Raw genomic sequence first — 26070 nt, forward strand, 5'->3', positions numbered from 1 at the left:
CGTCCTCGGGGTCTGGCGGTTGCTCGTAGAGATAGCTGAAGGCGGCGTTGAGCGATGCGGCCAGCGGGACGGCGAGCAACGCGCCGACGATACCGGCGGGGGGGGGGGGGGGCGCGGCGGCCCGCCGGGCGCGCCCGGGGGGGGGGGGCAGCCCCCGCCTCACCCACTGTCTGCTGGCGGCGATCGTTGCGCTGCTGGTGCTCACCCTCGCCCCCGCCATCACGCCCGCCGGCCACGCCGCACCCGACCCCACCGCAGGCCCGCCGCGCCGCGATCCCTTCCCGGTGCAGGTCACCTTCACCAGCATCAGCCCCAGGCTGCTGCAAGGCGACGAGCCGATCCAAGTCAGCGCACGACTCACCAACACCGGTCAGAGCACGATCAGCAAGATGTGGGTGCGGCTGCAGCGCGATGACCGCGTGTCCAACCGCGCCGGTCTGCTCGCGGTCGACCAGAAGCAGCCGACGTACACCTCGGTAGTCGGTGACGAGGTCGATCTCGACGACGAGCTGGCACCTGGGCAGACCCGCACCGTACAGCTGTCCGTCGCGCCGGGAGATCTGGCGATCACGCAGGCGGGCAACTATCCGATCCTGCTCAACGTGCAGGGCGCGATCGACGGCGAGCCCGGGCGGGTCGGACAGGTCGCCTTCACACTCCCCCGCGCCGAGGCGGCCCAGGCCCAGCCGGTCTCGGTGACCTGGGTCCTTCCGCTGATCGAGCGGCCGCACCGGGCCGGCGAGGCCGATGTCTTCGTCGACGACCACCTCGCCGAGCTCGTGGCACCGGGCGGGCGGCTTGAGCGAATCCTCACTGCCGCCGAGACGCACGCCGACGCGAGCGCTTTGACCCTGGTCATCGATCCCGGGTTGGTGGACGAGCTCACCGCGATGAGCGACGGCTACCAGGTGCGCGCTGCCGACGGCACGACAGAGGGTGCTGGCGCGGACGACGCCCTCGGATTCCTCGACCGGCTCCGAGCGCTCGCCGAGACCACGACCATCGCGATCACGCCGTACGCCGACGTCGACACCGTCGCGCTGGTCCGGGCCGGGCTCGGATCCGTCGTCCAGGCGGCCCACGCGTACGGCGAGCAGGTCGTCACCGACCAGCTGCAGACCACTCCGCACACCCAACTCGCCTGGCCGGCCGACGGCATTCTCACCGACGCTGCCCTCGACGTCCTTCGGCAGACCGGAATTACCCAGGTGCTGCTGGGCGGTGCCTCCTTCGGTCAGCAGGACTATCTCGCCTCCAGCGAGCAGGTCACCGAGGACGCCGCCACGGCCCTGCCCGGCGCTACCGCGATCGTGGCCGACCCCGGCCTGTCCCGGCTGCTGGGCGACGGAACCGGGTTTGCCGGCGGCGCGCCGGCCGCCACACAGCGGGTCGCGGCCGAGCTGGCGACGATCGCCGCCCAGTCGCCGAGCCGCCAACGGAATGTCGTGCTCGCGCCGCCGCGCGACTGGAATCCGTCGTCCGACCTGCTCAACTCGTTGCTGACGCTCACGACGACCACACCGTGGATCGCACCGGCCTCCCTCGAGGAGGCCGCCAGCCGGGCACCGCAGGATCGCGGCGCCCTCGACTACCCCGCTGCCTTGTCCACGCGAGAGCTGCCGGCCGAGACACTGCAGGGACTGCAGGTGCCGATCGCCCAGATCAACGAGCTGAGCGGGGCCTTCGAGCCGGCCGACGCCGACGAGGTCCTCGCCTCCGCGCAGGCTGCTATGTTCCGGGCCGCGAGCTCCGCCTGGCGGGGAGCCGCCGGCGGGCCGCAAGGGCCGGGCGCCGACGCGGCCGTCGACGCCGTCAACCACATCCGTGACCAGATCCGGATCGTCACCCCGACGAACGCCACCTACACGCTCTCCGCGAGCGACGCCCCGCTGGTGCTCACCGTCGAGAACAACCTGCCGGTCCCGGTCTCCTACCGCATCGGGCTGGACCCGAGACAGTCCGCGGGCCTGAAGCCGGCAGACATCGGAGTGCTGACCATCCCCGCCCTGTCCCGCGCCACGGTCCAGATACCCACCACCGTCGAGCGGTCCGGCACCTTCTCGGTGGTGGCGCAGATCCGGACGCCGGACGGCAAGCCGCTCGGTCGCGACGTCACGATCATGGTGTCGTCGTCGGTGTACGGCACGGTCGCGCTGATCGTCACCGGCGCAGCCTTCGCCATGCTGCTGGCGCTGATCGCCCGCCGCTGGTGGCGCCGCCGCCAGTTCTGGGCGGCGCAGGCTGCGCAGCCGCAGGAGCCGGCCCCGGTCGATCACGACCCCTTCGCAGGCGGGGAGGACGACGACTGGGACCTGTCGGTGCACGAGGCGGACGCGGGTGAGCCCGCCCCGGACGACGACGCGACCCGACACCGGCCCAGCGGGCCGCCGGAGGTTGTGGATCAGCAGAACGTAGGCTCTACCGAGCCCTCGCGGCCCGTCCCGACCTCCCGTACGGAAGAAGATCGCCCATGAGCCAAGGCGGACTGCTGCGTTCCGCCGGCCAGGTGGCCATCGGCACCCTCACCTCCCGCGTCACCGGATTCGTCAAGACGCTCGCGCTCGCGGCGCTGCTCGGCGACACCCTCACCAACGACGCCTACAACGTCGCCAACACGCTGCCGAACATGGTGTACGAGCTGCTGCTCGGCGGCGTCCTGACCTCGGTCATCGTGCCGTTGCTGGTCCGGGCGGAGAAGGACGCCGAAGAGAGCGGCAGCGACCACAACGCCTACGCGCAGCGGCTGTTCACCCTCTCAGTCGTGGGCCTCACCGGCGCGACGGTGATCGGCGTGCTGCTCTCGGGCGTGCTGGTGACGATGATGAACATCGGCCCGGGGCAACCCCACCACGACCGCGCCACGCTCATGGCCATGCTGCTGCTGCCGCAGATGATCTTCTACGGCATCGGCGCGCTCGCCGGCGCCGTCATCAACACCCGCGAGTCCTACCGCGGCCCCGCCTGGGCGCCGGTGCTGAACAACCTCGTCGTGATCGCGGTCGCGGTGGCGATGATCTGGCTGCGCCGCGGCAGTGGCGAGCTGACCACGGCCGAGGTGGTCATCCTGTCGGTCGGCACCACGCTCGGCATCGTGGCGCAGGCGTTGATCCTGATCCCGAGCTGGCGCAAGGTCGGTTTCCGCTGGAGGTGGCGCTTTGACGTCCGCGGTGTCGGCCTGGGCGAGCTGCGCTCCCTCGCGGTGTGGGTGCTCGGCTACGTCATCATCGGTCAGGTCGGCTTCATCGTGGCCACGAACGTCGCCAACTACGCCAGCCGCACCGTGCCCGGCACCACGACCCAGTGGACCTACGCGGCGCTGCTGTTTCAACTGCCGTACGGCATCCTCGGCGTCTCACTGCTGACCGCGCTGATGCCCAAGATGTCACGAGCCGCTCGCGACCACGACTGGCCCGCTGTCAAGCGGTTCCTGGCCGATGGCACCCGGCTGACTGGCATAGGGCTGATCCCGGTCAGCGTCGCCTTCTGGCTGCTGGCCGTCCCGCTGACGGCGCTGTTCTTCAACGTCGGGCGGTTCGGGCCGGACGCCGCCCGCTCAACCGGCCTGATCCTGGCCGCGGCCTCCTTCGGGCTGCTGCCGTACGCGATCACCCTGCTGCAGCTGCGGGTGTTCTTCGCCGCGAAGGACGCTCGGACGCCGACGCTGATCATGGTCGGCATCGTCGCCGTCCGGATCGTGCTGAGCCTGGCGTGCTTGACGCTGCCGCCCGAGCACGTCGCCCTCGGCCTGGCGGTCGCCAACAGCCTCGCCTTCGTCGTCGGCGCGGCGATCGGCGATGTCGTGCTGCGCCGGCGGTTCGGTCGCCTGGGCACCGGTGCGGTACTGCGTGAACTGGTGAGGATCAGCGCCGCGGCGGGCATCGGCGTCCTCGTCGCCACGCCGGGCTACCTGTGGCTGAGCCAGCTGCTGACCGGCATCGACCCCTGGAACCTCGACGGCCTCACCGGCGTGCCGGTGCTGGCGATGAGCAAGCTTCAGCTGGCCCTGGTGCTGGTCGTCTCGAGCATCGTCGGCCTCGCGGGCTTCGTGGCCGCCGGTCTGGCGCTGCGACTGCAGGATCTGCGCCGGCTTCGCGGGCTGCGCCGCCGCTGAGGCGCCTGAACGCCGGAGCCAGGTTTATCAATTCGTTATGTGGCGTTACGTCATGCCGCAGGTGCTGCTTCGTTTCATTGAAATGATGACCACCAGCGAGCCCACCCGCACCGCCGCGCACCTCGGCGAGGTGCGTGCGGCGCTGCGCCCGCTGGTGGGCAGCCGGTATCGCGTCATGGACGAGGTCGATGAGGTCCTGGTGGACGATGCCACCGGCGAGCCCGTCCCGTACTGGAGCTGCTACCTGGCCGAAGACGTCCGGTTACGACGCAAGGTGGTGCTGCGTCTGGCGCGCATCGAGCACGGTGACACGGCGGGCCTGCACGCGCGGGTACGCCAGGCGCGGTTCGGCGCGAGGCTCAACGCCCACCTGGTCGCCGGTGTGTACGACGCGGTCATCCACGGCGATCCGTCACTGATCGCACCGCCGGCCACGGCCGCCGTAATCGTGAGCGAGCACTTCCAGGGCCCGACGCTGCGTGAAGCCATCGACTCCGGCGCGCACCTGAACCAGTCCGCGATCCTCGCAGCGCTCGCGCACCGCGTCGCGGACGCCGCGGACGCCGGCATCAGCTTTGGCGTCCTGCGGCCCGAGCAGGTCGTGCTGTCGACCGAGGGCCCCGCCATCGCCTGCCTGCCGGCCGGCACCGTGGTCGAGCTCGGACCGACCAGCCTGGACGCCCTGGCCGAGGGCATGCGCACCAGCGGGATGCTGGCCCGCGCGTTCCGCCGGATGCGGACGGCGTCCGCCCGCCACGTGCCCGCGCACTAGAAAGACCGACCCCTAGAACCGTCGAAGCGGGCGCTACCCGATATGGTGGCGCCCGCTTCGGGCGATCGGTCCTACGCCGTGGCGGTCTCGGGCTCGCGCACCGGCTCCGTAGCCTCCGGGCCGCTCCGGCCGCGCAGCTTGAGGAAGACCGTGATCAGCGCGAACACGATCAGGCCCACGATTGTGGTGATCGGCTCGGGCAGCAGCATGCACACGCCGGCGGCGACGGCCAGGATGCGGGTCACCGGGTCCATCTGCCGCTCGACGAACGGCATGTAGCCCTCGAAGCCGGAGGCCATCGAGAACACACCGACGATCGACAGGGCCAGCGCCAGCATCACGTTGCCGAACGAGTCCTGCGCCACCAGCGCGGGATTGAGCGCGAAGCAGAACGGGATGATGTACTTCACCGCTCCGAGCTTCATCGCCACGAACCCTGTCTTCATGGGCGGCGTCTTCGCGATGCCTGCCGCGGCGAAGGCGGCCAGCGCGACCGGCGGGGTGATGTAGGAGGCCGTCGCCCAGTAGATGACGAACAGGTGCGCCGCGACCGGGTTGACGTCGAGCGCCACCAGCGCCGGCGCCATCACGATCGAAAGGAACACGTAGACCGCCGAGACGGTCATCCCCATGCCGAGCACGAAGCTCGTGATCGCACCGGCGATCAGGATCAACAGGACGTTCTCGCCGACCGCGGCGACCAGCTCGCGCGCCAGCGACAGCGAGACGCCGGTCATCGACAGGCCGCCGATGATCAGTCCGACGCCGGCGATGATGCCGATGATCTCCGCGATGGCACGTCCCGAGGCCAGCACGATGTCGCGGAAGCCGCGCAGGCTCAGCCGATCGGTCTTGCGGGCGAAGGCGATCGCGAGCATCAGTACCACGGTGTAGAACGGCGCCTGCGCCTCATCACGCTGCACGACCAGCAGGAACAGCAGGACGCCGATGGCCAGCAGGTACGGCCAGCCGTCACGCAGCGTAGCCAGCAGCCGCGGCAGGCGGTCCTTCGGCTCACCGCGCAGCCCCTTGCGGGCGGCGTACGCGTCGACCTGAAGGAAGATGCCGAGGTAGTAGAGGAATGCGGGAATGGCGGCGGCGAGCGCGACCTCGCTGTAGGGGATGCCGAGGAAGGACACCATCAGGAAGGCCGCGGTACCCATGATCGGAGGGGTGATCGAGCCACCGGTCGCGGCGGTCGCCTCGATGCCGGCGGCGTAGGTGCCGGGGTAGCCGGCCTTCTTCATCGCCGGGATCGTCATCGGGCCGGTGGTCAGCACGTTGGAGACCGCCGAGCCCGACATCATGCCCATCGCGGCGGACGAGCCGACCGCGACCTTGGCCGAGCCGCCACGAGCCCGCCCGAAGATGGCGCGCGCCAGGTCGACGAAGAAGTCACCGCCGCCGGCGCGCTGCAGCACGACGCCGAAGATCAGGAAGCCGACCAGCAGGGCGGCCGCGGTCTGCAGCGGCAGGCCGAGGATCGAGTCCACGCCCAGCGAGTGTTGGCGAGCAGCGCCGTTGGAGTCGTACTGCACGCCCTGCAGCACCGGGAACGGGATGGACGCCGAGAACAAGGGGTACAGCGAGAACAGCAGCGCGATCAGCGTGACGATCAGGCCAGCCGTACGCCGCAGAGCCTCGAGCACCAGAATCCACAGGACGTAGCTCAGCACGATGACGTGAGTCGGAGCCGCGAAGTCCCAGCCGAAGTTGACCGCGTCCAGGGCACGCATGCCGAGGTAGAAGTTCACCGCGAAGGTCAGCACGACCAGCAGCGCGTCGTACCACGGCACCCGGAAGGTCTCGGCCTCGGTGACATGGTCGGCGTCGTGCGGGTCGGCCGCCTCGCCGTCCGGGTGCTCCAGTGCTTCGACGCGGGTCTTGCGCCACCGGAAGAAGATGAACACCTGCGGCAGGAAGAACGCCAGGGTGAAGTACAGGAACTGGTTGGTCAGCATGACCGGGCCGAAGGGGTTCCACAGAAACACCTGGCTCAGCACCACGGCGACGCCGCAGATGGTCATGATGATCGCGATCCACCGCCAGATGCGCGCACCCGGCGAGCGACCGAAGGCAGGGTCCTCGGGAGCATCGTGCTGGAACTGCGGGCTGCCCTGGTCCAGATCGGCACCGGCCGCGATATCGGTGTCGGTTGCCGTCGCCGGGGTCGCGCCGCCGGCGTTCGGCTCGTTCATGCGCTCAGCCAAGGTTCTGCGCCTTCCAGTCCAGCCAGACCTGCTTCAGGTCGGCGTCCGAAGTGTCGTCGATGATCGACTTCCAGCCCGCCTTGAGCTTCTTCTCGCGCTCCAGTAGCTCGTCCTGCTTGGCCTGTGCCTCGGGGCTCCACATGTCGATCCCCTCGAGGACGGCGATCAGGCCTTCGTGGAAGGGGACCTGCTGCGGGAAGGTGACCGCCTTCTCGTAGTGCCAGTCCGGCGTCACCTTGGTGGCGTTCTTGTAGCGCGGGAAGGCATCGACGATCGCCTGGGAGTACTCCTGGACCGTGGCTTTGTCGGTCGTGTCGTAGGTGATGATCGGGATCGAGTAGATGAACCCGATGTCCTCCTGCCCCTCTTCCTGGCCGGGCGCGCCCGAGAACGGGCCGAGCGTCAGCGAAGGGTTGATCTTCTGGATGGCATCCAGCAACGCCTGGTCGTTCTGGTCCATCTTGACCCACTGGACGGGGTTGGAGCTCTCGAGCTCGTAGAGGGAAGCGCCGTAGACCTGCTGGAAGAGCATGTCGATCTTGCCCTGCTTGAGCCCCTCGGCCTGCTCGCCGTACGAGATCGGGACCAGCTCGACGTCGTCGCGCGACAGCCCGGCGCCCGCCAGCGCCATCTCGATCTTGCCGTTCACCGACGGGTTCGCGGTGACGTCGGGCAGCCGCTTGCCGGCCAGGTCGGTCAGGGTCTCGATGCCGGAGTCCTGGCGCACCAGCAGACCGTGCGGCGCGACCGGGCCCCACACGAGCCTGGTGGACTGCGGGCCCCATTCGCGGGCGAGGAACTCGTTCGTGGCCTCGAGCGCGAAGATGTACTCGTCGCCGGTGCGGGCGAAGGTGGCCAGGCCTTGGCGTAACGGGGTCATCCGGCCGATGGCGGTGTCCGAGGTCATTATCCGGGTCCGGATGTCCGCCTCGTCGGCCAGCGCATTGGCGACCGCGGCGACGTCCGCGTAGGTCGAGGTGCCGGTGCCGTACGTCGAGATCACGGCCATCGACAGCTTGCCGTCGACGTACGCCGCCCCCTTCGCCGTGCCGCACCCGGCGAGCAGAGTCAATGACCCCGCCAGCCCGAGCCCTAGGAACTCTCGTCTGCGCACTGTTGCTCCTCCGCCGTTCCAGCCCCATGTCGAGTCGTGGTAATCCGAACCATTCCCGCCGTGCCGCCTCGATGCAAGCATTGTTAGGTTGCGGTTTGGTGACCGCGATCGAGCCCGGAATGGCTACTGGCCGGTTCGATCGCGACGATCGATGGATGCGTGAGCGGTGTCTCGTCACCGCCGAGCCTCCTCCCGGGTCGGGCAGAGCGCGGTAACTTGGAACGGCCGGACCCCCCGGCGTCCGCACGTCGACAGCACCCGAACGAGGCCATGGCACCGCGCACTCCTTCCGATCCCGACGGCTACTCCGAGAGCCAGGCCGAGACCGATCCCTACGGCTCGGTCTGCGACGAGCCGTACGACGAGGCCGGCGCAGCGCCGGCGGTCTCGGCGGACGAGCGCGCACCTGGCGGCCCGAGCGAGGCGGACGGTGACTACCACGCCGTCGCCGACGATGCACATGCCCAGCCAGCGGCCGCCGGAACCGCGTCGAGCGAGGCGGCCGCCGCACCCCGGCCTACCCGCAAGGCAGCTGCCCCGCGCACGCGCTGGCAGCTCGTGGGGTTGACTGCGCTCGGCGTCGTCGCCGCGCTCCTGCTGGGCTGGTTCACCGGCATCGTCGCCGGAAAGGCCTTCGGGCCCGACGAGCCCGAGCCCCGGGAGAAGCCGACCGAGACCAGCGAGCCCGCCCAGGCGACCGGTGAGGGCGCCACTCCGGGCGAGCCGATCACGATCACCGGAGCGACGCTGTTCGACCCGCCGCCGGGCGACGGCGAGGAGAATCCCGACCGGGTCGACCTGTCCTACGACGGCCAGCCCGGCACCACCTGGCCGACGCTGCAGTACAAAGGCAACGCGAAGTTCGGCAACATCAAACCCGGCGTCGGCATCATCTACGACCTCGGCTCGACGAAGACCTTCGCGAAGGTGCAGATCTCCACGACCCTTCCGGGTGCGACCGTCGAGATCCGCACCGGAGGTGGCAAGACCGGCACCATCGACCAGTTCACCAGCGTCGCTTCCGCCGAGCTCCAGCTGAACACCGAGATTCCGGTACCAGAAGGCACCAGCTCTCAGTACGTGCTGATCTGGATCACCGAGCTCGTACCCCAGCAGGGATACTTCCAGGCCTCGCTGTCGGAGGTCGTCTTCATCGCCTGAGCCCGCGCCCGCGCCGCGCCGCCACGCGCGAGGCCCACATGAGGGCCTATCTGCCGTAGGCAGCCGTTAGAGTGATTGGGTGACCTCCTTCGCCGTCGAAGATGACCCGCGCTCTGACAAGGAGCTGCTGGCCGATCACGTCACCGGTGACCCCTACGCGTTCGAGCGCATCGTCCAGCGTCACCGCAACCGGCTGTACGCCGTGGCGCTACGAACCATGCGCGATCCGGAGGACGCCGCTGACGCACTGCAGGACGCCCTCATCTCGGCGTTTCGCGCGGCGTCGTCCTTCCGCGCGGAGGCACAGGTCACGACCTGGTTGCACCGCATCGTCGTCAACGCCTGCCTCGACCGGATCCGGCGCAAGCAGGCCCGGCCCACCGCTCCCCTCCCAGAGGAGGGGCCCGGCGAACCCGCCGACCCGCGTGACGCCGTCGACGAACGCGACATGTCGATGCTGGTGCAGGACGCGCTCATGAAGATTCCCGAGGACCAGCGAGCCGCCATCGTGCTCGTTGACGTCCAGGGCTATTCGGTGGCGGACGCCGCCGCGGCCCTCGACGTCCCCGAGGGGACCATCAAGAGCCGGTGCGCCCGCGGGCGAGCCAAGCTCGCGGTAATTCTCGGGCATCTACGGAACCCAGAGGGCTAGCGGCGCGTCGCACCTGCACCACGGGAAGATCGATCGACGGCGCTCACCCACGCTAAGCAGAAGTGATTGGGCTCGCCGTCCGATTCGACCGTGCACACGACCGGGGCACTTCGGCATTCGCAACCAGGCGGACGCCGTCATGCACATGAGGAGATGTCATGACCCAGGACTTTCGCGCCACTGGCGTGTCAGGGCCATGCCCAGACGTGGACACGCTGGCAGATCTACATGCCGGTGTACTCGACGCCACCACGGCCGCGTCCTTGCGCACCCACGTCGACGGGTGTGCGGCGTGCACCGAGGTGCTCGCTGCACTCGACGCGACCGTGCAGTCGCTGAGCGCGCTTCCGCAGGTTGAGCTGCCCGCTGATGTCGCGGCCCGGATCGACCGCGCCCTCGCGGCCGAAGCGGGCCGTGGCGACGGCGACCTGTCGAGCTCGTTCGCTACCTCGCCCCCGGTAGCACCGTCGAATGTGCATCGGCTGGATGCCGACCGTCCACGTCAGGCCAAGCCCGAACCATCCGCCCACGGTGGCCCGCCGCAGCAAACCGGCGAGGCCACGAATGTCCGCAGCCTCAGCGCGCACCGTGAGAAGAAGGCCGGCCGCGGCCGGCTGCTGCTCGCAGCCGCGGCGGCCGCGGCCGTGATCGGCGGCGGCACTCTGGTGCTGACCCAGAACGGCGGCGAGAACGTCGCCAACAACCAGGCCGGCAGCAGCCAGACCACGCAGACGGAGAACCAAGAGCGTGCGGAGGGCGAGGCGGTCCCCGGCCAGGTGCAGACCTTCAACTCGCCGGCCGACGTTCTCGACCGCGGCGCGATCGAGAACAACGAGGTCTCGCCGGAGGTGGCCGGCCAGATGGCCGAGCTGTCGGCGCGCAACCAGTGCCTCAGCGAGATCGTGCCGCGGCCGGCGTCCGCCCCTGAAGCGGTCCAGGCCGGCAGCTACCAGGGCGATGAGGCCTACGCCTTCGTCTTCCCGACGAGCGATCCCGAGGTCGTCGAGATGATCGTGGTCGCGGCTGCGGACTGCTCGAACATCCTGCACAAGGAATCGGGCCCGCGTAACTAGACCGCGCCGACGGCCCCGGTCCGCGAGTCGGCTTCCTCGGTCCGGGGCACGGCGCATCGCGATGCCACCTACCAGAGCGCGGTGGGTGGCATCGCGCACGCAATTCACCCCGCAGACGGTCGCAGGGTCCTCCAGGACGGCGGGAATAGCGGGCCTAGGATGGACGTTGCACCTGACCGCGCCGCCACCCACGGGTCGCCGGCCACATCTGACACCAGCGACTTCGAAGAGGGTTTCTCGTTGAGCACAGACGTCCGTAACGTGGTCATCATCGGCTCGGGGCCAGCGGGCTACACCGCGGCCATCTATGCCGCCCGCGCCAATCTCGAACCGCTTGTGTTCGAGGGAAGCCAGTACGGCGGTGCTCTCATGACAACGACCGAGGTGGAGAACTTCCCCGGCTTCGTCGAGGGCATCGATGGACCGATGCTGATGAGCAACCTGCGCGGTCAAGCCGAGCGTTTCGGCGCCGAGCTGCGCTCCGAGGACGTCACCGAGGTCGACCTCACCGCGAGCCCGAAGGTGGTCAAGGTCGGCGACGATACCCACCTGGCACACTCGGTGATCATCGCGACCGGCTCGAAGTACCGCTATCTGGGCCTGGAGAACGAGGACCGGCTGCTCGGCCGCGGCGTCTCGGCCTGTGCAACCTGCGACGGCTTCTTCTTCCGCGACCAGGACATCGCCGTGGTCGGCGGCGGCGACAGCGCAATGGAGGAGGCCACCTTTCTCACCCGCTTCGGCAAGTCCGTCACGGTCATTCACCGCCGCGAGGAGTTCCGCGCCTCCAAGATCATGCTGGACCGAGCTCGCGACAACGACAAGATCAACTGGGCACTGAACAAGCAGGTCATCGACGTCGTCGGCGACGAGAAGGTCTCCGGCGTCGTCCTCGAGGACGCCATCACCGGGGAGCGCTCCACGCTGGACGTGGGCGGACTATTCATCGCCATCGGGCACGATCCACGCAGCGAGCTGTTCCAGGGCCAGGTGCACCTGGATGACGCGGGATACATCCTGGTCGAGGGCCGCTCGACCCGCACGAACATCGATGGCGTCTTCGCCTGCGGCGACGTCGTCGACCACACCTACCGCCAGGCCATCACTGCCGCGGGCACCGGCTGCTCCGCGGCGATCGACGCCGAACGCTGGCTCGCCGATCAAGAATAGATCGAAGAACCTCCATATACTGCCGGTTTCCTGATCCGGCTCATACAATTCCCGCAACGACTTTAGGAGAACCCATGGCTGACAACATCGTCAACGTCACCGATCAGAGCTTCGCCAGCGACGTCCTGGGCAGCGACAAGCCCGTGCTCGTCGATTTCTGGGCCGAGTGGTGCGGTCCGTGCAAGATGATCGCCCCCGTACTCGAGGAGATCGCCGGCGAGGTCAAGGACAAGCTCACCGTCGCCAAGATCAACATCGACGACAACCCCCAGGTCGCTCGGGACTACCAGATCATGTCCATCCCCACCATGACCGTGTTCTCCGGTGGCCAGCCGGTCAAGAGCATCGTGGGCGCCAAGCCCAAGGCGGCCATCAAGGCCGAACTCGCTGAGTTCATCTAATTTGTTGGTTCACGTCCGAAGGGCGCCGTCATCCCCGGCGGCGCCCTTCGTCATATCGTCGGTGCGATACGGTCGGCGCCCCACACCGGCTGCGGCAGCTTGAAGGAGCACACGGATGAGGACCATCGCCTTGGGCGACAGCGGGCCCGCCGTTGTCGAGATCCGCTCGATGCTGCAGAAGCAGCGGTTGCTCCCGATCGGGGAGGCAGCGCCAGATCCGCAAGATCCGGTGTCGAGCGTCTACGACAGCGCGTGCGTCGCTGCCGTACGTCGCTTTCAGCAGGAGCGGGGTCTGCTCAGCAGTGGCCAGGTGGACGCCGACACCTATCAGGAGCTGTTGGACTCCCAGTACCGGCTCGGCGATCGCGACCTCTCGTTGACGTCCGGGCGGCTGCAGCGCGGGGACGACGTCCGTCGGCTGCAGGGTCAACTCGGGGAGCTGGGCTTCCACCACGGCAATGTCGATGGCATCTTCGGCCCCGGGACCGAGGGCAGCGTGCGCGCCTTTCAGAACGACTACGGGCTGCGCGCCGACGGCGTCTGCGGTCCCGAGACGGCTCGCGCGCTGGGCAACCTACTTCCCAAGGTCACCGGCGGCTCGGCCCCACTGCTGCGATCCCGTGCGCACCGGCGCAATTCCGGTCCGCAGCTGGCTGGACGGCACATCTATCTTTCCGCCGGCGACGACATCGACGGTTTCACGTGGAACATCGCCCATCGGGTACGAGACCTGTTGGAGTTGCTGGGTGCCAACACCACGCTCAGCAAGCGGGAGCGGCTGGTGTCCACATCGGCCGAGCAGCGCGCAGAGCACGCCAACCGGTCCGGCGCGGAGCTCTTCATCAAGCTGCGGGTGGCCGACCAAGCCAGCGAGCCACATCGCGGCGCGGCGACCTACTACTTCGGCTCACCGCTCCACGTCTCGCGAGTCGGTCAAGAGATCGCCGATTTTCTGCACCGCGAGCTGATCGCGCGGACCAGGGTGGCCGACGGCGGCGTGCATCCGCGAGTGCTCGAGATCCTGCGCCTGACCCGGATGCCCGCTGTGCTCGTCGAGTTCGGCGGACCGATCGACGATGCCGAACGCGCGCGGCTGCGCGAGGACCAGTTGCGCGCGCTCGTCGCCGAGAGCGTCGTCGCCGCCCTGCAGCGGTTCTACCTGAGCTCCCCGGACGATCAGCCGACCGGGACCTGGCGGGTACCGGCCTTCGACTAGGCCGTTACGCGTGAGCGTACGATGCCGCCCGCCGTGCTCGTCGACGATTGCATAGCGGACGGAGACGTCACAGGACGCTCGTGTCCGCATGACGTGGTATCCCGCGCGCGTTGGAAGGGGGATCGTGCTCGCCCATACTCCCGCCTGCGTCGTCTCTGAGCGCCTTCGGTGCTCATCGACGAACGTGCGAATCGGCGCTCATCTATCAGCGGGTCGACCGCACGGCGGGCCGCGCCTAGCTGCCTTCGTTACAGGACCCAGCTAGTCGCTCGAGCCCGGCTGCGGGGACCTGGGGGCGTCGCCGCCGAGGGAGCCCGGGTTGGTGGCCAGCGGCGGGGCCATCATCGCGATGATCCGCTCCAGGTCGTCGATCGACGCGAACTCGACCACGATCTTGCCCTTGGTCCGACCCAGCTGCACAAGAGCCCGCGTGTCGAAGTGGTCGGACAACCGCTCCGCGAGCGAGCTCAACGCAGGCGCGGTGACGGTCTTACGCCGCGCTGCCCGCCGCGTCGGTGCCTGGTCCGAGCCGTGCAGGGAGACCGCTTCCTCCGTCGCACGCACGGACATCCCCTCGGCCACGATCCGTGCGGCCAGCGCCTCCTGGGCCTCCGGGTCATCGAGCGACAGCAGCGCCCGCGCGTGCGAGCCAGAGATGACTCCGGCCGCGACCCGGTTCTGCACGCGGGTGGGCAGCTTCAGCAGCCGGATCGTGTTCGAGATAGCGGGCCGGCTCCGCTTGATGCGGACAGCCAGCTCTTCGTGCGTCACGCCGAACTCGTCGATCAGTTGCTGATACGCGGCAGCCTCCTCGAGCGGATGCAGCTGCACGCGGTGGATGTTCTCCAGCAGTGCATCTCGCAGCATCTCGTCGTCCTCGGTCTTGCGGACGATGACCGGAAGCCGGTCGACCCCTGCCAGCCGCGCCGCGCGGAGGCGACGCTCGCCCATGATCAGCTCGTAGCCGTCGGCGGTGGAGCGAACCACAATCGGCTGCAGCAGACCGAACTCTTTGATCGACTCCGCGAGCTCGGCGAGCTCGTCGTCGTCGAACACCTGCCGTGGGTTCTTGGGATTCGCCCGGATCTCGTCGGGATCGAGCTCGAGCAGGACCGCAGCCGCCTCATCCGGTGTTTCACGTGAAACGTCAGCAGGATCGGCTCGGTTAGGGGTTCCGTCGGCCGCGTCTGCGGACGGGTCAGCGCCGGACGCCGAAGGGTCCGCGTCACTCGACGAGCGAGCGCCGTGCCCGGCGACACGGCCCTCGCTATCCACAGGGCCACCCACAGTCGCCGTGCCGGCTGGCGCCGGTGCCGATCCGGCCGGGCCAACCTCAGGGCGGTTCATCTCCACGCCGTGCCCCGGCGCGGATGAAGCAGAATCATGAGCCGCCCGGGCAGCTGACCCTTTGCGTTCTGCGACATCGTCCAAGACCTGCCGGGTCGTCTCTTCATCCACAGGCGGTGGATTGTCGAGCGCGGTCCAGAAGTGCCCCTTGCCCGATGTTGCTCCCATCGGCGCAGACGGAATCAGTGCACCCAGTCCGCGGCCCAGTCCTCCGCGGCGGGCTGGCGGCTCGGGCTTGGGGTCAGGACCGTCAGACATGATGCTCCGTTCTCGGATGTTCCACGTGAAACACTACCTGCCGGCTACTGGCGGGAGACCAGTTCATTAGCCGCCGAAACATAGGCCACCGCGCCGCGCGAGTCAGGTTCATAGCTGAGTACTGACATGCCGTAGCTCGGTGCCTCGCTCACCTTCACGCTGCGCGGAATGATTGAGCGCATCACGGCCTCCCCGAAGTGCGCACGTACCTCGTCCACCACCTGGCCAGCGAGCTTCGTGCGCGCGTCGAACATGGTCAGCAACATGGTGGAGACGTGCAGCGCCGGGTTCAGGTAGCCCTTGATCAGTTCGACGGTTTCCAACAGCTGCCCAAGACCCTCCAGGGCGTAGTATTCGCACTGGACCGGGATCAACACCTCCGCCGCGGCCGCTAACGCATTGACCGTGAGCAGGCCCAGCGACGGTGGGCAGTCAATGAACACATAGTCGAACCGCTCATCGTCTGCATGCAGTGCCAGGAAGTCACTCACCGCCTGACGAAGCCGGAACTCGCGGCCCACCATCACGCCTGCAAGTTCGACCTCGGCCCCGGCAAGATCGCTCGTGGCGGGCACCCCATACAGCCGGCCGGCCGGGACACCGGGAGCGTTCACCTCCTGCGCGACCTCGACCAGCGGGGTCTTGTCGACGATCACGTTGTAGGTCGACGGGGTGCCCGGTGGGTGATCGATGCCCAGGCCGGTGCTGGCGTTGCCCTGCGGATCCAGGTCGATCACGAGGATCTTCAGACCGCGCATCGCCAGCGCCGCAGCTAGATTGACGGTGGTCGTGGTCTTCCCGACCCCGCCCTTCTGGTTCGACACCGTAATGATCCGCGGCTGAGCCGGTCGGTCTGCGAGGTCATTAGGCTGCGTGTCATCGCGAGATGCGGGGCGAGGAAGGCTCTGCCCGGACTGATCGGCTCCTCGCGATTCCGGCGTCGGCGAGGGGTCGAGGACCGTTTCACGGGAAACATCGGTGCTCGGCTCGGGGTGCTGGCGGCTGCAGTCCGGTGCGTACGCCGGGGACGCGACCGGGTCCGCGCCGGGCCCGTCACGAGTGATCGGGGAGTCGTCTGCGGCTGCAGCCTGCTCCAGCCCTGGACCCTGCTGCGCTCCAGATGATGTTTCACGTGAAACGGTAGCCCCGTGATCAAGCGATTCCGCCGCTGTTTCACGTGAAACGGAGCCAACCCTCGAAGCGCACTCGACCCCAGTAGGTTCATCGATCCGCGGCGCCACGATCCGGCTACCAGCCCAGCCCAGACCGGTCGGCGTACCACCGGATTCCACCGAGCGGCGTTTACGGGGCCAGCCCAGCTTCGAGGACGTCAGGCTCACTATCTACTCCAGGCTCCGTGGGGCCGCGCTACCAGGACGCGAGCCGCCTGCTCACCGTCGGGACTGATGATCTCCAGGATATTCAGGTCCTCGACGAGGCGGCGCTGTCGCCGAGTTAGAGACTCGATCTCGGACTCGACCGACCGCCCCTTGAGTGCGGCGACGTGGCCCTGGTCCGCTACCAATGGCACACACCATTCCAGCAACCGCCCGAGCGGCGCAACTGCCCGCGAGACCACCACATCGTACCGGCCGATGCGGTCTGGCGAGTCCGGCTCTCCCGCGCGCCCGCGGCGGATCCGAACGTTCTCCAGCGCTAGCTCGCCGACGATCTGCTCGAGGTAGGAGATGCGGCGCTGTAGCGGATCGACCAGCGTGATCTGCAGGTCAGGTCGGGCGATGGCCAACGGAATACCGGGCAGACCACCGCCACTGCCGACGTCGCAGACCGACGCGCCATCCGGCAGCACCCGGTCCGGGAGGTAGGCCAGCAGAGCACTGTTGATCAGGTGGCGTTCCCACAGCACCGGCACCTCCCGCGGCCCGTTCAGCCCACGGATTGGACCGGCCTCACACAGCGAGGCATGGAAGCGCTCGGCCAGCCTGAGCCGCTCTCCGAACACCGCGGCGGCCGACGGCGGCGCCGGCTGCATGCTCAGGAGGCGCGTCGGATGACGACGCGTCGGTTGGGCTCCTCGCCGGTGGACTCGCTCACGACGTCGTCCTCTGCAGCGACTACATCGTGCACCACCTTGCGCTCGAAGGGGTTCATCGACGGCAGCCGGCGCTCCTGACCGGAATCGCGCACGTCGTCGATCGCAGCGGTTGCCAGCTTGGTGAGCCGTTCGCGCTCGGCAGCCCGGTACCCGTCGATGTCCAGCATCAGCCGGCTGCGTACCCCGGTGCGAGCGGTCACCGCAAGCCTGGTGAGCTCCTGCAGAGCGTCCAGGGTCTGGCCCTTGTGGCCGACCAGATGCTGGAGGTCACCGCCGTCGACGGCGACGACCGCGCGCGTGCCCTCGACGTCCAGGTCGATATCGCCGTCCAGGTCGAGGATGTCGAGCAACCGCTCGAGGTAGTCCCCGGCGATGTCACCTTCGACGACCAGCGGGTCATCGCTGGTGAGCTCGTCCACGTCGTCGTGCTGGGTGTCAGTCATGTGGCCCTCTCAGTAGCAGGGATTGATGCGGTGTATGCCGGCGCTACTCAGCGCTTCTTGCGCTTGGGCTGCCGGGCGGATGGCTTGGCGCCGGGGGCCGGTTTGGAGCCCGCGCTCGGCTTGGAGCCCGCGCTCGGCTTGGAGCCCGCGCTCGGCTTGGAGCCCGCGCTCGGCTTGGAGCCCGCGCTCGGCTTGGAGCCCGCGCTCGGCTTGGAGCCCGCGCTCGGCTTGGAGCCCGCGCTCGGCTTGGTCCTCGAGGCGGGCTTGGCATCCCGCTGTGGAGTCGTACTCTTCTGGCTCTGCTGATCCCCACGAGCCGCAGAACCCTTACCGCGCCTGGTCTGGGGCGATGCACCCGTCACCGGCGCCACGCTGCCTGCGGTGGTGCTGTCCTCATCCTCGTCGAGGACTTCCACTGCTGCGGTAGCCGCCTTCACCGGCTTGGCCTTCTTGTTCTGCGGCTTGGCCCCCGGGCGGGGGGCGAGCTTGGTCCGGTCGATCTCGGCGTCCGCTGCGGGCGCGGCCTTCGCTCCCGGCGCGGGCATCCGATTGAGCACCCAGAACTGCTGACCGATGGTCCACAGGTTGTTGAAGAACCAGTACAGCAGGACGCCCAGCGGGAAGAACGTACCGGTGATCAGCAGACCGATCGGCGCGCCGTACAGCATCAGCTTCTGGAACATCTCCATCTGAGAGGCCTGCGGGCTGTCGGCCATGGCGGCGTTCTGCGCCTTGGTCCGCTTCATGATCTGCTTGGTGGTGATGAACTGCGTGATCGCCATCACCACGATCAGGATGCCGGTGACGATCTTGATCTGCGTCGAGGTGGTCTGCGTGGCCTCCACGATGCGCTCGAGCTTCTCGCCGCTCATCGTGAAGTACGACGAGATGGGGGCGCCGAACACCATCGACGTCGCGGCGTTCTCGGTGAGTGCGTCGTCCCAGGTGTACAGGCCCGGCTTGCCCGGCTCGAGACGGCGCAGCACGTGCAGCAGAGCGATGAACACCGGCGCCTGCAACAGAATCGGCAGGCAGCCGGCGAGGGGGTTGACGCCGCGCTCGCGCTGCAGCTTCATCATCGCCTCGGACATCCCCTGCCGATCGGAGCCGTACTCGGCGCGCAGCTTGGCGATCTCCGGGTGCAGCTCCTGCATGGCGCGCTGGCTCTTGATCATCTTGACGAAGACCGGGAACAGCAGGATGCGCACCGTGATGACCAGGAACATGATGGCCAGCACCCACGACGCGCCGTGATGGGAGCCGAACAGCCCACCCCACAGCTGGTGCCACAGCTTCAGCACCCAGGCGATCGGGTAGTACAGGAAGTCGAGGCTCATGATGCTCCGTTGTGGGTCGTCTAGTCAGTGCTCGGGCGGGAATTCATGACGATGTCAGGTGGCGGGACGGTCGCTGGCCGCGGGACGGACGTGATCGATCCCCCCGGGGTGCCACGGTCCACACTTCAGCAGCCGCCAGCTCGCGTATCCCAGTCCCCGCCACGCACCATGGACCCGGATCGCCTCGACGGCGTACTGGCTGCAAGTCGGGTAGAAGCGGCAGGTCGGGGGCTTCAGCGGCGAGATAGCGCGCTGATAGAAGCGGATCGGCGCCACCAAGATGCGGCTGGCAAGCGAGCTCATCAGCGGGCCCGGCGCACGGCGTCGCTACCCAAGAAGGCCTCGGCGCTCGCCCGGAGGTCGGCGTACGACGTCTGCGCCGCCGCAGGGAGGGCACGGACGACGAGCCGAGCGCCGGTAGGCAGTTGCGGGTAGACGTCGCTGCAGACATGCCGCAGCCGCCGGGTCACGCGGTGCCGTTGCACCGAGCCCCCGACGGCCTTGGAGACGATGAACCCGCAGCGCCGGTCGGTATCGGGTGCGATGCCCAGATGGAAGACCACCGCGCCGTGCGCGAACCTGCGACCGCCTCGCAGTGCGACGGTGAAGTCCGCGCTGTGGTGGATGCGTTGATCGTGGGAGAGCACCGCTGACGCCGGCCCGGGCAGGCTCACTGACGAACCGAATGCCTTAGGCCGACAGGCTGGCGCGACCCTTGCGGCGGCGGCCCGCCAGGATGGCGCGGCCGGCGCGGGTGCGCATGCGTAGACGGAAACCGTGCGTCTTGGCACGACGACGGTTGTTGGGCTGGAACGTCCGCTTGCTCACTGCGGGCTCTCCTTATGACGGTCGGTGTCCACGCTCGTGGACATGGGCTGGCGAGCCCAATGGAAAATCAGCGTCGACCTGCGGCGTCCGCCGGTCTCTCGTGCCCCGCAGGCGCGATCGTCACCGCGGAGGTCGGCTCTCGCCGCATCACCCGTGGGAAGATCAGGCTGCAGGTGTCGCGCTACTGCGACCTTTCTACGGTACGGACCACCTGCCGCCCGGTCAAACTCCCGAGCACGATTGTTGTCAGGGCCACCACGCCCGGCAAACCGGCGATCCTGTCATGCAGGTCGCGCCCGCAGTCGAAGCGACACGCCGACGGCGCACGATTTTCTTCCAGACCAACTTGTGAGCCTCACGCGCGACGGTCTAACCTGGCCCTTGCCCTTATCGCCAGGCAGGGCTCGGTGCCGACACCGCAGTTGTGGACAAAACTGGGGATAGGTGTATCTTCACAGCCTGTGGATATGCCTGTGGGTATGTGCAGTTTGGCCCTCTGACCTGGTAGTTTCCGCCCCTCGCTATCCACAACCGGGTTACTTACCAGGTGGATCGAGCCTCCACAGGAGCGGAAGGACAGCGTGTGAGTGAGCACAATGCCGACCTCGAGGTCGTCTGGTCGGCGGCGATCGCCGACATCCCGGCCACCGAGCTCACCGGCCGCAACCGCGCGCTGCTGAAGATGACCAAGCCGGTCGGCCTGATGGGTACCACCGCGTTGATCGCCGCACCGGACAACTTCACCCAGAATATGATCGAGACGAAGCTGCGCCCGATCCTGAACAAGGTGCTCTCGGCCACGCTCGACAAGGACGTCCAGATCGCGGTCACCGTCGACTCCTCGATGCTTCAGGAGACACGCCCCACGCAGCCGGACGCACCCGAGCCGGTTTCCTCGAGCAGCACGCCCGACCTCCCGGTCCTGACGCCGGTAGCGGACGCCGATCCGCTGCCTGGCCCGATCGCACACGACGGTCCGACTCGGTCCTCGCTGAGGCCGCAGTACGCCGCCGCACCTTCCTCGAACGACGACCTATGGATCTCCCGCGGGCGGCTCAACCCGAAGTACACCTTCGAGAACTTCGTGCGCGGCCCCTCCAACCGGCTGGCGTTCGCGGCGGCGTCCGCGGTCGCCGAGGCACCGGCGAAGGCCTATAACCCGCTATTCATCTACGGCGGCTCGGGTCTGGGCAAGACGCACCTGCTGCACGCGATCGGCAACTACGCAGAGCAGGTCTTCCCCGAGATCCGGGTGCTGTATGTGAGCTCGGAGGAGTTCACCAACGACTTCATCAACGCCATCGCCAACGCCGGCCGAGGCGAGGGTGACCAGCGCGAGCAGTTCCGCAAGCGCTACCGGGAGGTCGACATCCTGATGATCGACGACATCCAGTTCCTGGAGCGTGCCGAGCAGACTCAGGAGGAGTTCTTCCACACCTTCAACACGCTGCACAACGCCAACAAGCAGATCGTGATCACCTCCGACCGGACGCCGAAGGAGCTCACCACCCTCGAGGACCGGCTGCGTTCGCGGTTCGCCGGTGGGCTCACGCCCGACATTCAGTCCCCGGACTTCGAGACCCGGCTGGCGATTCTGCGCAACAAGGCGGCGCAGGAGGGGTTGACCGTCTCTCCGGAGGTCCTGGAGCTGCTCGCGACCAAGATCCAGAGCAACATCCGTGAGCTCGAGGGGGCGTTGATCCGCGTCTCGGCGTACGCGAGCCTGACCGGACAGGGCGTGGATCTGGAGATCGCCCAGCACGTCATCAAGGATCTGGTGCCGGAGAACGAGACCCCGCACATCAGCGCCGGCTCGATCATGCAGCAGGTCTGCACCTACTACGACGTCTCGATCGACGATCTGTGCGGCCGCAACCGCTCCAAGACCCTCGTGATGCCGCGCCAGATCGCGATGTACCTGTGCCGCGAGCTGACCGACCTCTCGCTGCCGCGGATCGGGCAGCAGTTCGGCGGCAAGGACCACACCACCGTGATGCACGCGGTCAAGAAGGTCACCAACGAGATGAAGGAGAAGCGGCATATCTACAACCAGGTGGTCGAGCTGACCAGCCGGATCAAGTCCGAAGGCCGCCAGTAGCGTGCGCACCGCTCGTGGCCTGGGGTTTTCCCCGGGTGTGGACAGATCTGTGGATAACCTGTTGTGTCCTGCGGAGAGTGTTGTGGGCCGATGTGCACAGCGCGATGCCATCCCCACCGCGACGCAGTTGCCCTCATCGCCGTCCACGATCCATGCACACCGCTTTACGCCTCGCGACCTGGCAAAAGGGTGTCTTTCCACAGCTTCCACAAGTCCTATGACTACGACTGATGGATATAGAGATCGGCATTCAGCTCGTAGTTGCCCCGAGCGGATCTGTGGAAATGACATTCAGCGCGCCCTCACGCGGAGGCCCCGATCGGCTGCCGGTACCGTTTCCTCTAGTCGCGTGCACCGCCTCGTTCGCATGCCCGCCATCAACGTGCAGGAGTTTCGATGAAGTTTCAGGTTGAGCGTCAGGCGCTCGCTGACGCCGTGTCCTGGGTTGCTCGAGGTCTCCCGCAGCGCCCGCCGATGCCGGTGCTCGCCGGGATCCTGCTGGTCGTGGACTCCGACACGCTGACCGTCTCGAGCTTCGACTACGAGGTCTCGACCCAGATGAAGATCGACGCCGCCGTCGACACCGCAGGCAAGACGCTGGTCTCGGGCCGGCTGCTGGCCGACATCACCAAGGCGCTGCCGAACCGTCCGGTCGAGATCTCCACCGACGGCTCGCGGGTGCTGCTGCGCTGCGGCACCTCCAAGTTCTCGCTGCCGAGCCTGCCGGTCGACGACTACCCGGCCCTGCCGCAGCTTCCCGAGCTCGCGGGCACGGTGGACGCCGACGAGTTCGCGCGCGTCGTGGGCACCGTCGCGGTGGCGGCCGGGCGCGACGAGACGCTGCCGATGCTCACCGGTGTCCGCGTCGAGATCGAGGGCGACACTCTGACCTTCGCCGCCACGGACCGCTACCGGCTCGCCGTCCGCGAGATGACCTGGGAGCCGGCCAAGCCCGGCCAGTCGACCGCCGTGCTCGTGCCGGCGAAGATGCTCAGCGACACCGCGAAGACCCTTGCCGGCACCGGCCGGGTCGACATCTCGCTGTCGGACTCCGCCGACGGGCTGATCGGTTTCTCCGGCGGCGACCGGCACACCACGACGCGGCTGCTCGATCCGGACTTCCCGCCGTTCCGCAAGCTGCTGCCGACCGAGTCGCAGTCGACCGCCGACATCGAGACGCCCGCGCTCGTCGAAGCGGTACGCCGCGTGGCGCTGGTCGCCGAGCGCGGTACGCCGGTCCAGCTGGCCTTCGAGGAGGGCACGGTCACGCTGACCGTCGCCGGCGACGACGAGGGCTCGGCCGAGGAGTCGCTACCGACCGATCTGAGCGGCGACCCGATCCGGATCGGGTTCAACCCGCACTACCTGCTCGACGGGCTCGGTGCCGTGGGTGCCGACCAGGTCCGGCTGTCCTTCCTGACCTCGACCAAGCCCGCGGTGCTCAGCCCCGTGCCGGCGGAAGACGCCGAGCCGGACTCGTACCGCTACCTGATCATGCCGATGCGGCTGCCTGGTTAGCCCCCTGCTGGAGCGCGTTGTCCTGTGCTCACTTCGGGCGACATCGCCCCTACCCGGTACAGGCTGGCCATCCCCGGTCGGCATCGCACCGGCTGATACCGAACATCCGAATCGACCCACGCAAGGAGCGCACCATGCAGGTTGGACTCGTCGGACTCGGCAAGATGGGCGGCAACATGGCCGACCGGCTCACCGCCGGTGGGCATGACGTGGTCGGCTACGACCGCTCACCGCAGAGCAAGCGCACCGTCGACTCGCTCGAGGCGATGGTCAATGCGCTGTCTGCACCGCGCGTCGTGTGGGTGATGGTGCCGGCCGGCGAACCCACCCGCGAGACGATCCAGACACTCGGTGAGCTGCTGTCGGACGGCGATCTGGTGATCGACGGCGGCAACTCGAAGTACACCGACGACCAGGCGAACGCCGAGAGGCTGGCGGCCAGGGGCATCGGGTTCGTGGACTGCGGTGTGTCCGGCGGAGTGTGGGGCAAGACCGAGGGGTACGCGCTGATGTGCGGCGGCGATCCTGAGCACGTCGCGATGGCCCAGCCGGTGTTCGACGCGCTCAAGCCCGAGGGTGAGCATGGGTTCGTGCACGCCGGGAAGGTCGGCGCCGGGCACTTCACCAAGATGGTCCACAACGGCATCGAGTACGGCATGATGCAGGCGTACGCCGAGGGCTACGAGCTGCTGCAGAAGGTGGATCTGGTCGAGAACGTCGATGAGGCGTTCGCGTCGTGGCAGTCCGGCACCGTCGTCCGCTCGTGGCTGCTCGACCTGCTCGTGAAGGCGACCGAGGCCGATCCGAACCTGTCGCAGATCCGCGGCTACGCGCAGGACTCCGGCGAGGGCCGCTGGACCGTCGAGGCCGCGATCGAGAACGCCGTCCCGCTGCCGGTCATCACCGCCTCGCTGTATGCCCGGTTCGCCTCGCGGCAGGAGGAGTCGCCGGCGATGAAGGTGATCGCGGCGCTGCGCAACCAGTTCGGTGGACACGCGGTCGGCAAGGCCGGCGACACCACCGACATCCCGATCTCCTAGCCGGCTGGTGAGGGCCGGCCGGTGAGTGGGGGTCCGCTGGAGCCGCCGCTGATCGCCCGCGACGCGCGGTGGCTTCGCATGGCATTCGTCGCGCTGGCGCTGCTGTGCGTGCTGGCCGCGACCTTCGGCTGGGTCTCCTTCGCGCAAGGACGACGGGACACGGCAACCGCCGTCGGCCTCACCGCCGTCACGGTGGTCGCGCTCGGCCTGCTGGCCTGGCTGCTGCTGAATGCGGTGACCCGCACCAGCGTGGAGGGTGATCCCGCCACGCTCGTCGTACGCCGGATTCGCCAGATGACCTTTCCGCTGGACGAACCCACGACCGCCCGCGTCATCGTCGCGGTTCGCCCGGCGCGCGGATTCGAGCTCGTCGACCGGTCGCTGCGGCTCACCCGCGGGGAGCGGTCACTCGCCATCCCCGACCTACGCAGCGGCGGCTTCGAGCGGCTGATCCGACAGCTGCAGCCGGCGCTGGAGCGCCATCCCGGGCTCGCGGCCGACGAGCTCACTCAGGCGGTGATCCGCGATCCCGAGATCACCGGGCGGCTGAGCGAGCTGGTGGCCCTGGCGTCGCGAGGCTCCTGAGGCGCTGTGCCGGTCGCGCAGCCGTCTACGCGACGGCGGCCTGGACGTCGGTGTGCCCGAAGTCGTCGCCCTTGAACAGCAGCGGTTCGTTGAGGACACGAGCCGCGGCGTACGCGAAGCAGTCGCCGAAGTTCAGCCGGGCGGCAGAGCCCGACCCGCGGCCGAAGTGCTGATGGGCATGTCGTGCCCACCTCAGATGCTCCGCATCGACGGCCACGACCTGGATCGCGAACCCCTCCAGGAGATCATCGACGATCTGCGGTCCGCTCGCCGCCGTCACCATGGACAGCTCGAGCACCGACGCCGTCGACATCCGCACGGTGTCCGCCGCCTGGATGACGGCGAGAAAAGCCTCCGCTTCGGGCTCGGCCCGCAGCATGGCGACCGCCGCGGACGTATCGAGGATCATCGGGGGAGGCCTCGGTCGTCGTACAGCTCGTCGTCGTCCAGCCACTGCCCGCAGGTCGAAGCCACCCTCTGCTGTAGCCGCTGTAGCACCGTCGCGCGCTCGGCGCGCCTGCCCAGCTCGGCCTGCACGGCGTCCTCCAGCGCGGAGCGGACGGCGGCGGTCGCACTCGAGCCGCGCAGCGCGGCCAGGCGCTGGGCGAGCTCGTGCACCCGCGGGTCCTTGATGTTCATCGTCGCCATCCCACGATTCTACCCTCACGGTAGAAGAGCTG

Annotated in this window: 25 protein-coding genes; 13 read left to right on the forward strand and 12 right to left on the reverse strand. The window is 68.3% G+C overall.

Going from position 1 to position 26070, the window contains the following annotated elements:
- The first annotated feature begins 47 nt into the window (after nucleotides 1-47).
- The 3 genes from DAA40_RS12865 to DAA40_RS12875 are packed head-to-tail and all read left to right on the forward strand — an operon-like array spanning nucleotide 48 to nucleotide 4883.
- Nucleotides 48-2474 (forward strand): DUF6049 family protein, encoded by a 2427-nt coding sequence (locus DAA40_RS12865; RefSeq protein ID WP_255413653.1) that lies wholly within the window; start codon nucleotides 48-50, stop codon nucleotides 2472-2474.
- The gene (gene murJ / locus DAA40_RS12870) at nucleotides 2471-4111 is read left to right on the forward strand and encodes a murein biosynthesis integral membrane protein MurJ (protein WP_106850171.1); all 1641 of its coding nucleotides are present in this window, start codon (nucleotides 2471-2473) and stop codon (nucleotides 4109-4111) included. The genes DAA40_RS12865 and murJ overlap by 4 nt, the downstream gene beginning before the upstream one ends.
- 37 nt (nucleotides 4112-4148) lie before the next feature.
- Entirely contained in the window at nucleotides 4149-4883 is a 735-nt protein-coding gene (locus DAA40_RS12875) for a hypothetical protein (protein WP_106850172.1), read from the forward strand.
- A gap of 71 nt (nucleotides 4884-4954) precedes the next feature.
- Here the strand turns inward: DAA40_RS12875 and DAA40_RS12880 are convergent, their stop codons facing one another.
- The gene (locus DAA40_RS12880; protein ID WP_106850173.1) at nucleotides 4955-7081 is read right to left on the reverse strand and encodes a TRAP transporter permease; all 2127 of its coding nucleotides are present in this window, start codon (nucleotides 7079-7081) and stop codon (nucleotides 4955-4957) included.
- A 4-nt stretch (nucleotides 7082-7085) separates the two neighbouring features.
- Nucleotides 7086-8207 carry a TAXI family TRAP transporter solute-binding subunit gene (locus tag DAA40_RS12885; RefSeq protein WP_158716433.1) on the reverse strand — a complete coding sequence of 374 codons (1122 nt, stop codon included), beginning with the start codon at nucleotides 8205-8207 and terminating at the stop codon, nucleotides 7086-7088.
- A gap of 270 nt (nucleotides 8208-8477) precedes the next feature.
- On the opposite strand from DAA40_RS12885, the gene DAA40_RS12890 reads away from it, so the two are divergent.
- From DAA40_RS12890 to DAA40_RS12915, 6 genes are all read left to right on the forward strand, one after another.
- On the forward strand, nucleotides 8478-9368 hold the full coding sequence (locus DAA40_RS12890; protein ID WP_106850175.1) for a hypothetical protein: 891 nt from the start codon (nucleotides 8478-8480) through the stop codon (nucleotides 9366-9368).
- A gap of 79 nt (nucleotides 9369-9447) precedes the next feature.
- Complete coding sequence (gene sigM / locus DAA40_RS12895; protein WP_106850176.1) at nucleotides 9448-10020, forward strand: RNA polymerase sigma factor SigM; 573 nt, start codon at nucleotides 9448-9450, stop codon at nucleotides 10018-10020.
- A 158-nt stretch (nucleotides 10021-10178) separates the two neighbouring features.
- Nucleotides 10179-11093: an anti-sigma factor gene (locus DAA40_RS12900; RefSeq protein ID WP_106850177.1), complete on the forward strand. Its 915-nt coding sequence runs from the start codon at nucleotides 10179-10181 to the stop codon at nucleotides 11091-11093.
- A 240-nt stretch (nucleotides 11094-11333) separates the two neighbouring features.
- The gene (gene trxB / locus DAA40_RS12905; RefSeq protein WP_234356376.1) at nucleotides 11334-12263 is read left to right on the forward strand and encodes a thioredoxin-disulfide reductase; all 930 of its coding nucleotides are present in this window, start codon (nucleotides 11334-11336) and stop codon (nucleotides 12261-12263) included.
- A gap of 74 nt (nucleotides 12264-12337) precedes the next feature.
- A complete protein-coding gene (gene trxA, locus DAA40_RS12910) occupies nucleotides 12338-12664 on the forward strand; it encodes a thioredoxin (protein WP_106850179.1) in 327 nt (108 codons plus the stop codon).
- Nucleotides 12665-12779: 115 nt separating this feature from the next.
- A complete protein-coding gene (locus DAA40_RS12915) occupies nucleotides 12780-13880 on the forward strand; it encodes an N-acetylmuramoyl-L-alanine amidase (RefSeq protein WP_106850180.1) in 1101 nt (366 codons plus the stop codon).
- A gap of 261 nt (nucleotides 13881-14141) precedes the next feature.
- Here the strand turns inward: DAA40_RS12915 and DAA40_RS12920 are convergent, their stop codons facing one another.
- The 8 genes from DAA40_RS12920 to rpmH form a co-directional block, all read right to left on the reverse strand.
- Entirely contained in the window at nucleotides 14142-15155 is a 1014-nt protein-coding gene (locus tag DAA40_RS12920; protein WP_234356377.1) for a ParB/RepB/Spo0J family partition protein, read from the reverse strand.
- A gap of 374 nt (nucleotides 15156-15529) precedes the next feature.
- Nucleotides 15530-16309 (reverse strand): ParA family protein, encoded by a 780-nt coding sequence (locus DAA40_RS12925; RefSeq protein ID WP_370430651.1) that lies wholly within the window; start codon nucleotides 16307-16309, stop codon nucleotides 15530-15532.
- Nucleotides 16310-16824: 515 nt separating this feature from the next.
- Nucleotides 16825-17478, reverse strand: a complete 654-nt coding sequence (rsmG, locus tag DAA40_RS12930) for a 16S rRNA (guanine(527)-N(7))-methyltransferase RsmG (protein WP_106850182.1) — start codon at nucleotides 17476-17478, stop codon at nucleotides 16825-16827.
- 2 nt (nucleotides 17479-17480) lie between these two features.
- Nucleotides 17481-17984 carry a R3H domain-containing nucleic acid-binding protein gene (locus tag DAA40_RS12935; RefSeq protein ID WP_106850183.1) on the reverse strand — a complete coding sequence of 168 codons (504 nt, stop codon included), beginning with the start codon at nucleotides 17982-17984 and terminating at the stop codon, nucleotides 17481-17483.
- 47 nt (nucleotides 17985-18031) lie between these two features.
- On the reverse strand, nucleotides 18032-19321 hold the full coding sequence (yidC, locus tag DAA40_RS12940; RefSeq protein WP_106850184.1) for a membrane protein insertase YidC: 1290 nt from the start codon (nucleotides 19319-19321) through the stop codon (nucleotides 18032-18034).
- Between the two features lie 54 nt (nucleotides 19322-19375).
- Complete coding sequence (gene yidD, locus DAA40_RS12945) at nucleotides 19376-19624, reverse strand: membrane protein insertion efficiency factor YidD (protein ID WP_106850185.1); 249 nt, start codon at nucleotides 19622-19624, stop codon at nucleotides 19376-19378.
- Nucleotides 19624-19995, reverse strand: coding sequence for a ribonuclease P protein component (gene rnpA, locus DAA40_RS12950; RefSeq protein ID WP_199849767.1), 372 nt, complete (start codon nucleotides 19993-19995; stop codon nucleotides 19624-19626). Before rnpA ends, yidD begins: the two co-directional genes overlap by 1 nt.
- Nucleotides 19996-20011: 16 nt before the next feature.
- Complete coding sequence (rpmH, locus tag DAA40_RS12955) at nucleotides 20012-20149, reverse strand: 50S ribosomal protein L34 (RefSeq protein ID WP_106850187.1); 138 nt, start codon at nucleotides 20147-20149, stop codon at nucleotides 20012-20014.
- A gap of 583 nt (nucleotides 20150-20732) precedes the next feature.
- Between rpmH and dnaA the strand changes: the two genes are divergently transcribed.
- The 4 genes from dnaA to DAA40_RS12975 all read left to right on the forward strand — a co-directional run bounded on the left by dnaA (nucleotide 20733) and on the right by DAA40_RS12975 (nucleotide 25390).
- Complete coding sequence (gene dnaA / locus DAA40_RS12960; protein WP_106850188.1) at nucleotides 20733-22247, forward strand: chromosomal replication initiator protein DnaA; 1515 nt, start codon at nucleotides 20733-20735, stop codon at nucleotides 22245-22247.
- Nucleotides 22248-22643: 396 nt separating this feature from the next.
- Nucleotides 22644-23765 carry a DNA polymerase III subunit beta gene (gene dnaN / locus DAA40_RS12965; protein WP_106850189.1) on the forward strand — a complete coding sequence of 374 codons (1122 nt, stop codon included), beginning with the start codon at nucleotides 22644-22646 and terminating at the stop codon, nucleotides 23763-23765.
- A 134-nt stretch (nucleotides 23766-23899) separates the two neighbouring features.
- Nucleotides 23900-24805: a phosphogluconate dehydrogenase (NAD(+)-dependent, decarboxylating) gene (gene gnd, locus DAA40_RS12970; RefSeq protein WP_106850190.1), complete on the forward strand. Its 906-nt coding sequence runs from the start codon at nucleotides 23900-23902 to the stop codon at nucleotides 24803-24805.
- Nucleotides 24806-24826: 21 nt separating this feature from the next.
- Nucleotides 24827-25390, forward strand: a complete 564-nt coding sequence (locus DAA40_RS12975) for a hypothetical protein (RefSeq protein WP_106850191.1) — start codon at nucleotides 24827-24829, stop codon at nucleotides 25388-25390.
- 25 nt (nucleotides 25391-25415) lie between these two features.
- Here the strand turns inward: DAA40_RS12975 and DAA40_RS12980 are convergent, their stop codons facing one another.
- Nucleotides 25416-25799, reverse strand: a complete 384-nt coding sequence (locus tag DAA40_RS12980) for a type II toxin-antitoxin system VapC family toxin (RefSeq protein ID WP_106850192.1) — start codon at nucleotides 25797-25799, stop codon at nucleotides 25416-25418.
- Nucleotides 25796-26038: a type II toxin-antitoxin system VapB family antitoxin gene (locus DAA40_RS12985; RefSeq protein ID WP_158716434.1), complete on the reverse strand. Its 243-nt coding sequence runs from the start codon at nucleotides 26036-26038 to the stop codon at nucleotides 25796-25798. The genes DAA40_RS12980 and DAA40_RS12985 overlap by 4 nt, the downstream gene beginning before the upstream one ends.
- Between the last annotated feature and the right edge of the window lie 32 nt (nucleotides 26039-26070).

This window comes from Blastococcus sp. Marseille-P5729 (assembly GCF_900292035.1).
Taxonomy (GTDB): domain Bacteria; phylum Actinomycetota; class Actinomycetes; order Mycobacteriales; family Antricoccaceae; genus Cumulibacter.

Coding starts and splice junctions, on each gene's coding strand:
- murJ (WP_106850171.1), top strand. CDS start 2,471: ATGAGCCAAGGCGGACTGCTGCGTTCCGCCGGCCAGGTGGCCATCGGC.
- DAA40_RS12875 (WP_106850172.1), top strand. CDS start 4,149: ATGTGGCGTTACGTCATGCCGCAGGTGCTGCTTCGTTTCATTGAAATG.
- DAA40_RS12880 (WP_106850173.1), bottom strand. CDS start 7,081: ATGAACGAGCCGAACGCCGGCGGCGCGACCCCGGCGACGGCAACCGAC.
- DAA40_RS12890 (WP_106850175.1), top strand. CDS start 8,478: ATGGCACCGCGCACTCCTTCCGATCCCGACGGCTACTCCGAGAGCCAG.
- DAA40_RS12900 (WP_106850177.1), top strand. CDS start 10,179: ATGACCCAGGACTTTCGCGCCACTGGCGTGTCAGGGCCATGCCCAGAC.
- trxA (WP_106850179.1), top strand. CDS start 12,338: ATGGCTGACAACATCGTCAACGTCACCGATCAGAGCTTCGCCAGCGAC.
- DAA40_RS12915 (WP_106850180.1), top strand. CDS start 12,780: ATGAGGACCATCGCCTTGGGCGACAGCGGGCCCGCCGTTGTCGAGATC.
- rsmG (WP_106850182.1), bottom strand. CDS start 17,478: ATGCAGCCGGCGCCGCCGTCGGCCGCCGCGGTGTTCGGAGAGCGGCTC.
- DAA40_RS12935 (WP_106850183.1), bottom strand. CDS start 17,984: ATGACTGACACCCAGCACGACGACGTGGACGAGCTCACCAGCGATGAC.
- yidC (WP_106850184.1), bottom strand. CDS start 19,321: ATGAGCCTCGACTTCCTGTACTACCCGATCGCCTGGGTGCTGAAGCTG.
- yidD (WP_106850185.1), bottom strand. CDS start 19,624: ATGAGCTCGCTTGCCAGCCGCATCTTGGTGGCGCCGATCCGCTTCTAT.
- dnaN (WP_106850189.1), top strand. CDS start 22,644: ATGAAGTTTCAGGTTGAGCGTCAGGCGCTCGCTGACGCCGTGTCCTGG.
- gnd (WP_106850190.1), top strand. CDS start 23,900: ATGCAGGTTGGACTCGTCGGACTCGGCAAGATGGGCGGCAACATGGCC.
- DAA40_RS12980 (WP_106850192.1), bottom strand. CDS start 25,799: ATGATCCTCGATACGTCCGCGGCGGTCGCCATGCTGCGGGCCGAGCCC.
- DAA40_RS12985 (WP_158716434.1), bottom strand. CDS start 26,038: ATGGCGACGATGAACATCAAGGACCCGCGGGTGCACGAGCTCGCCCAG.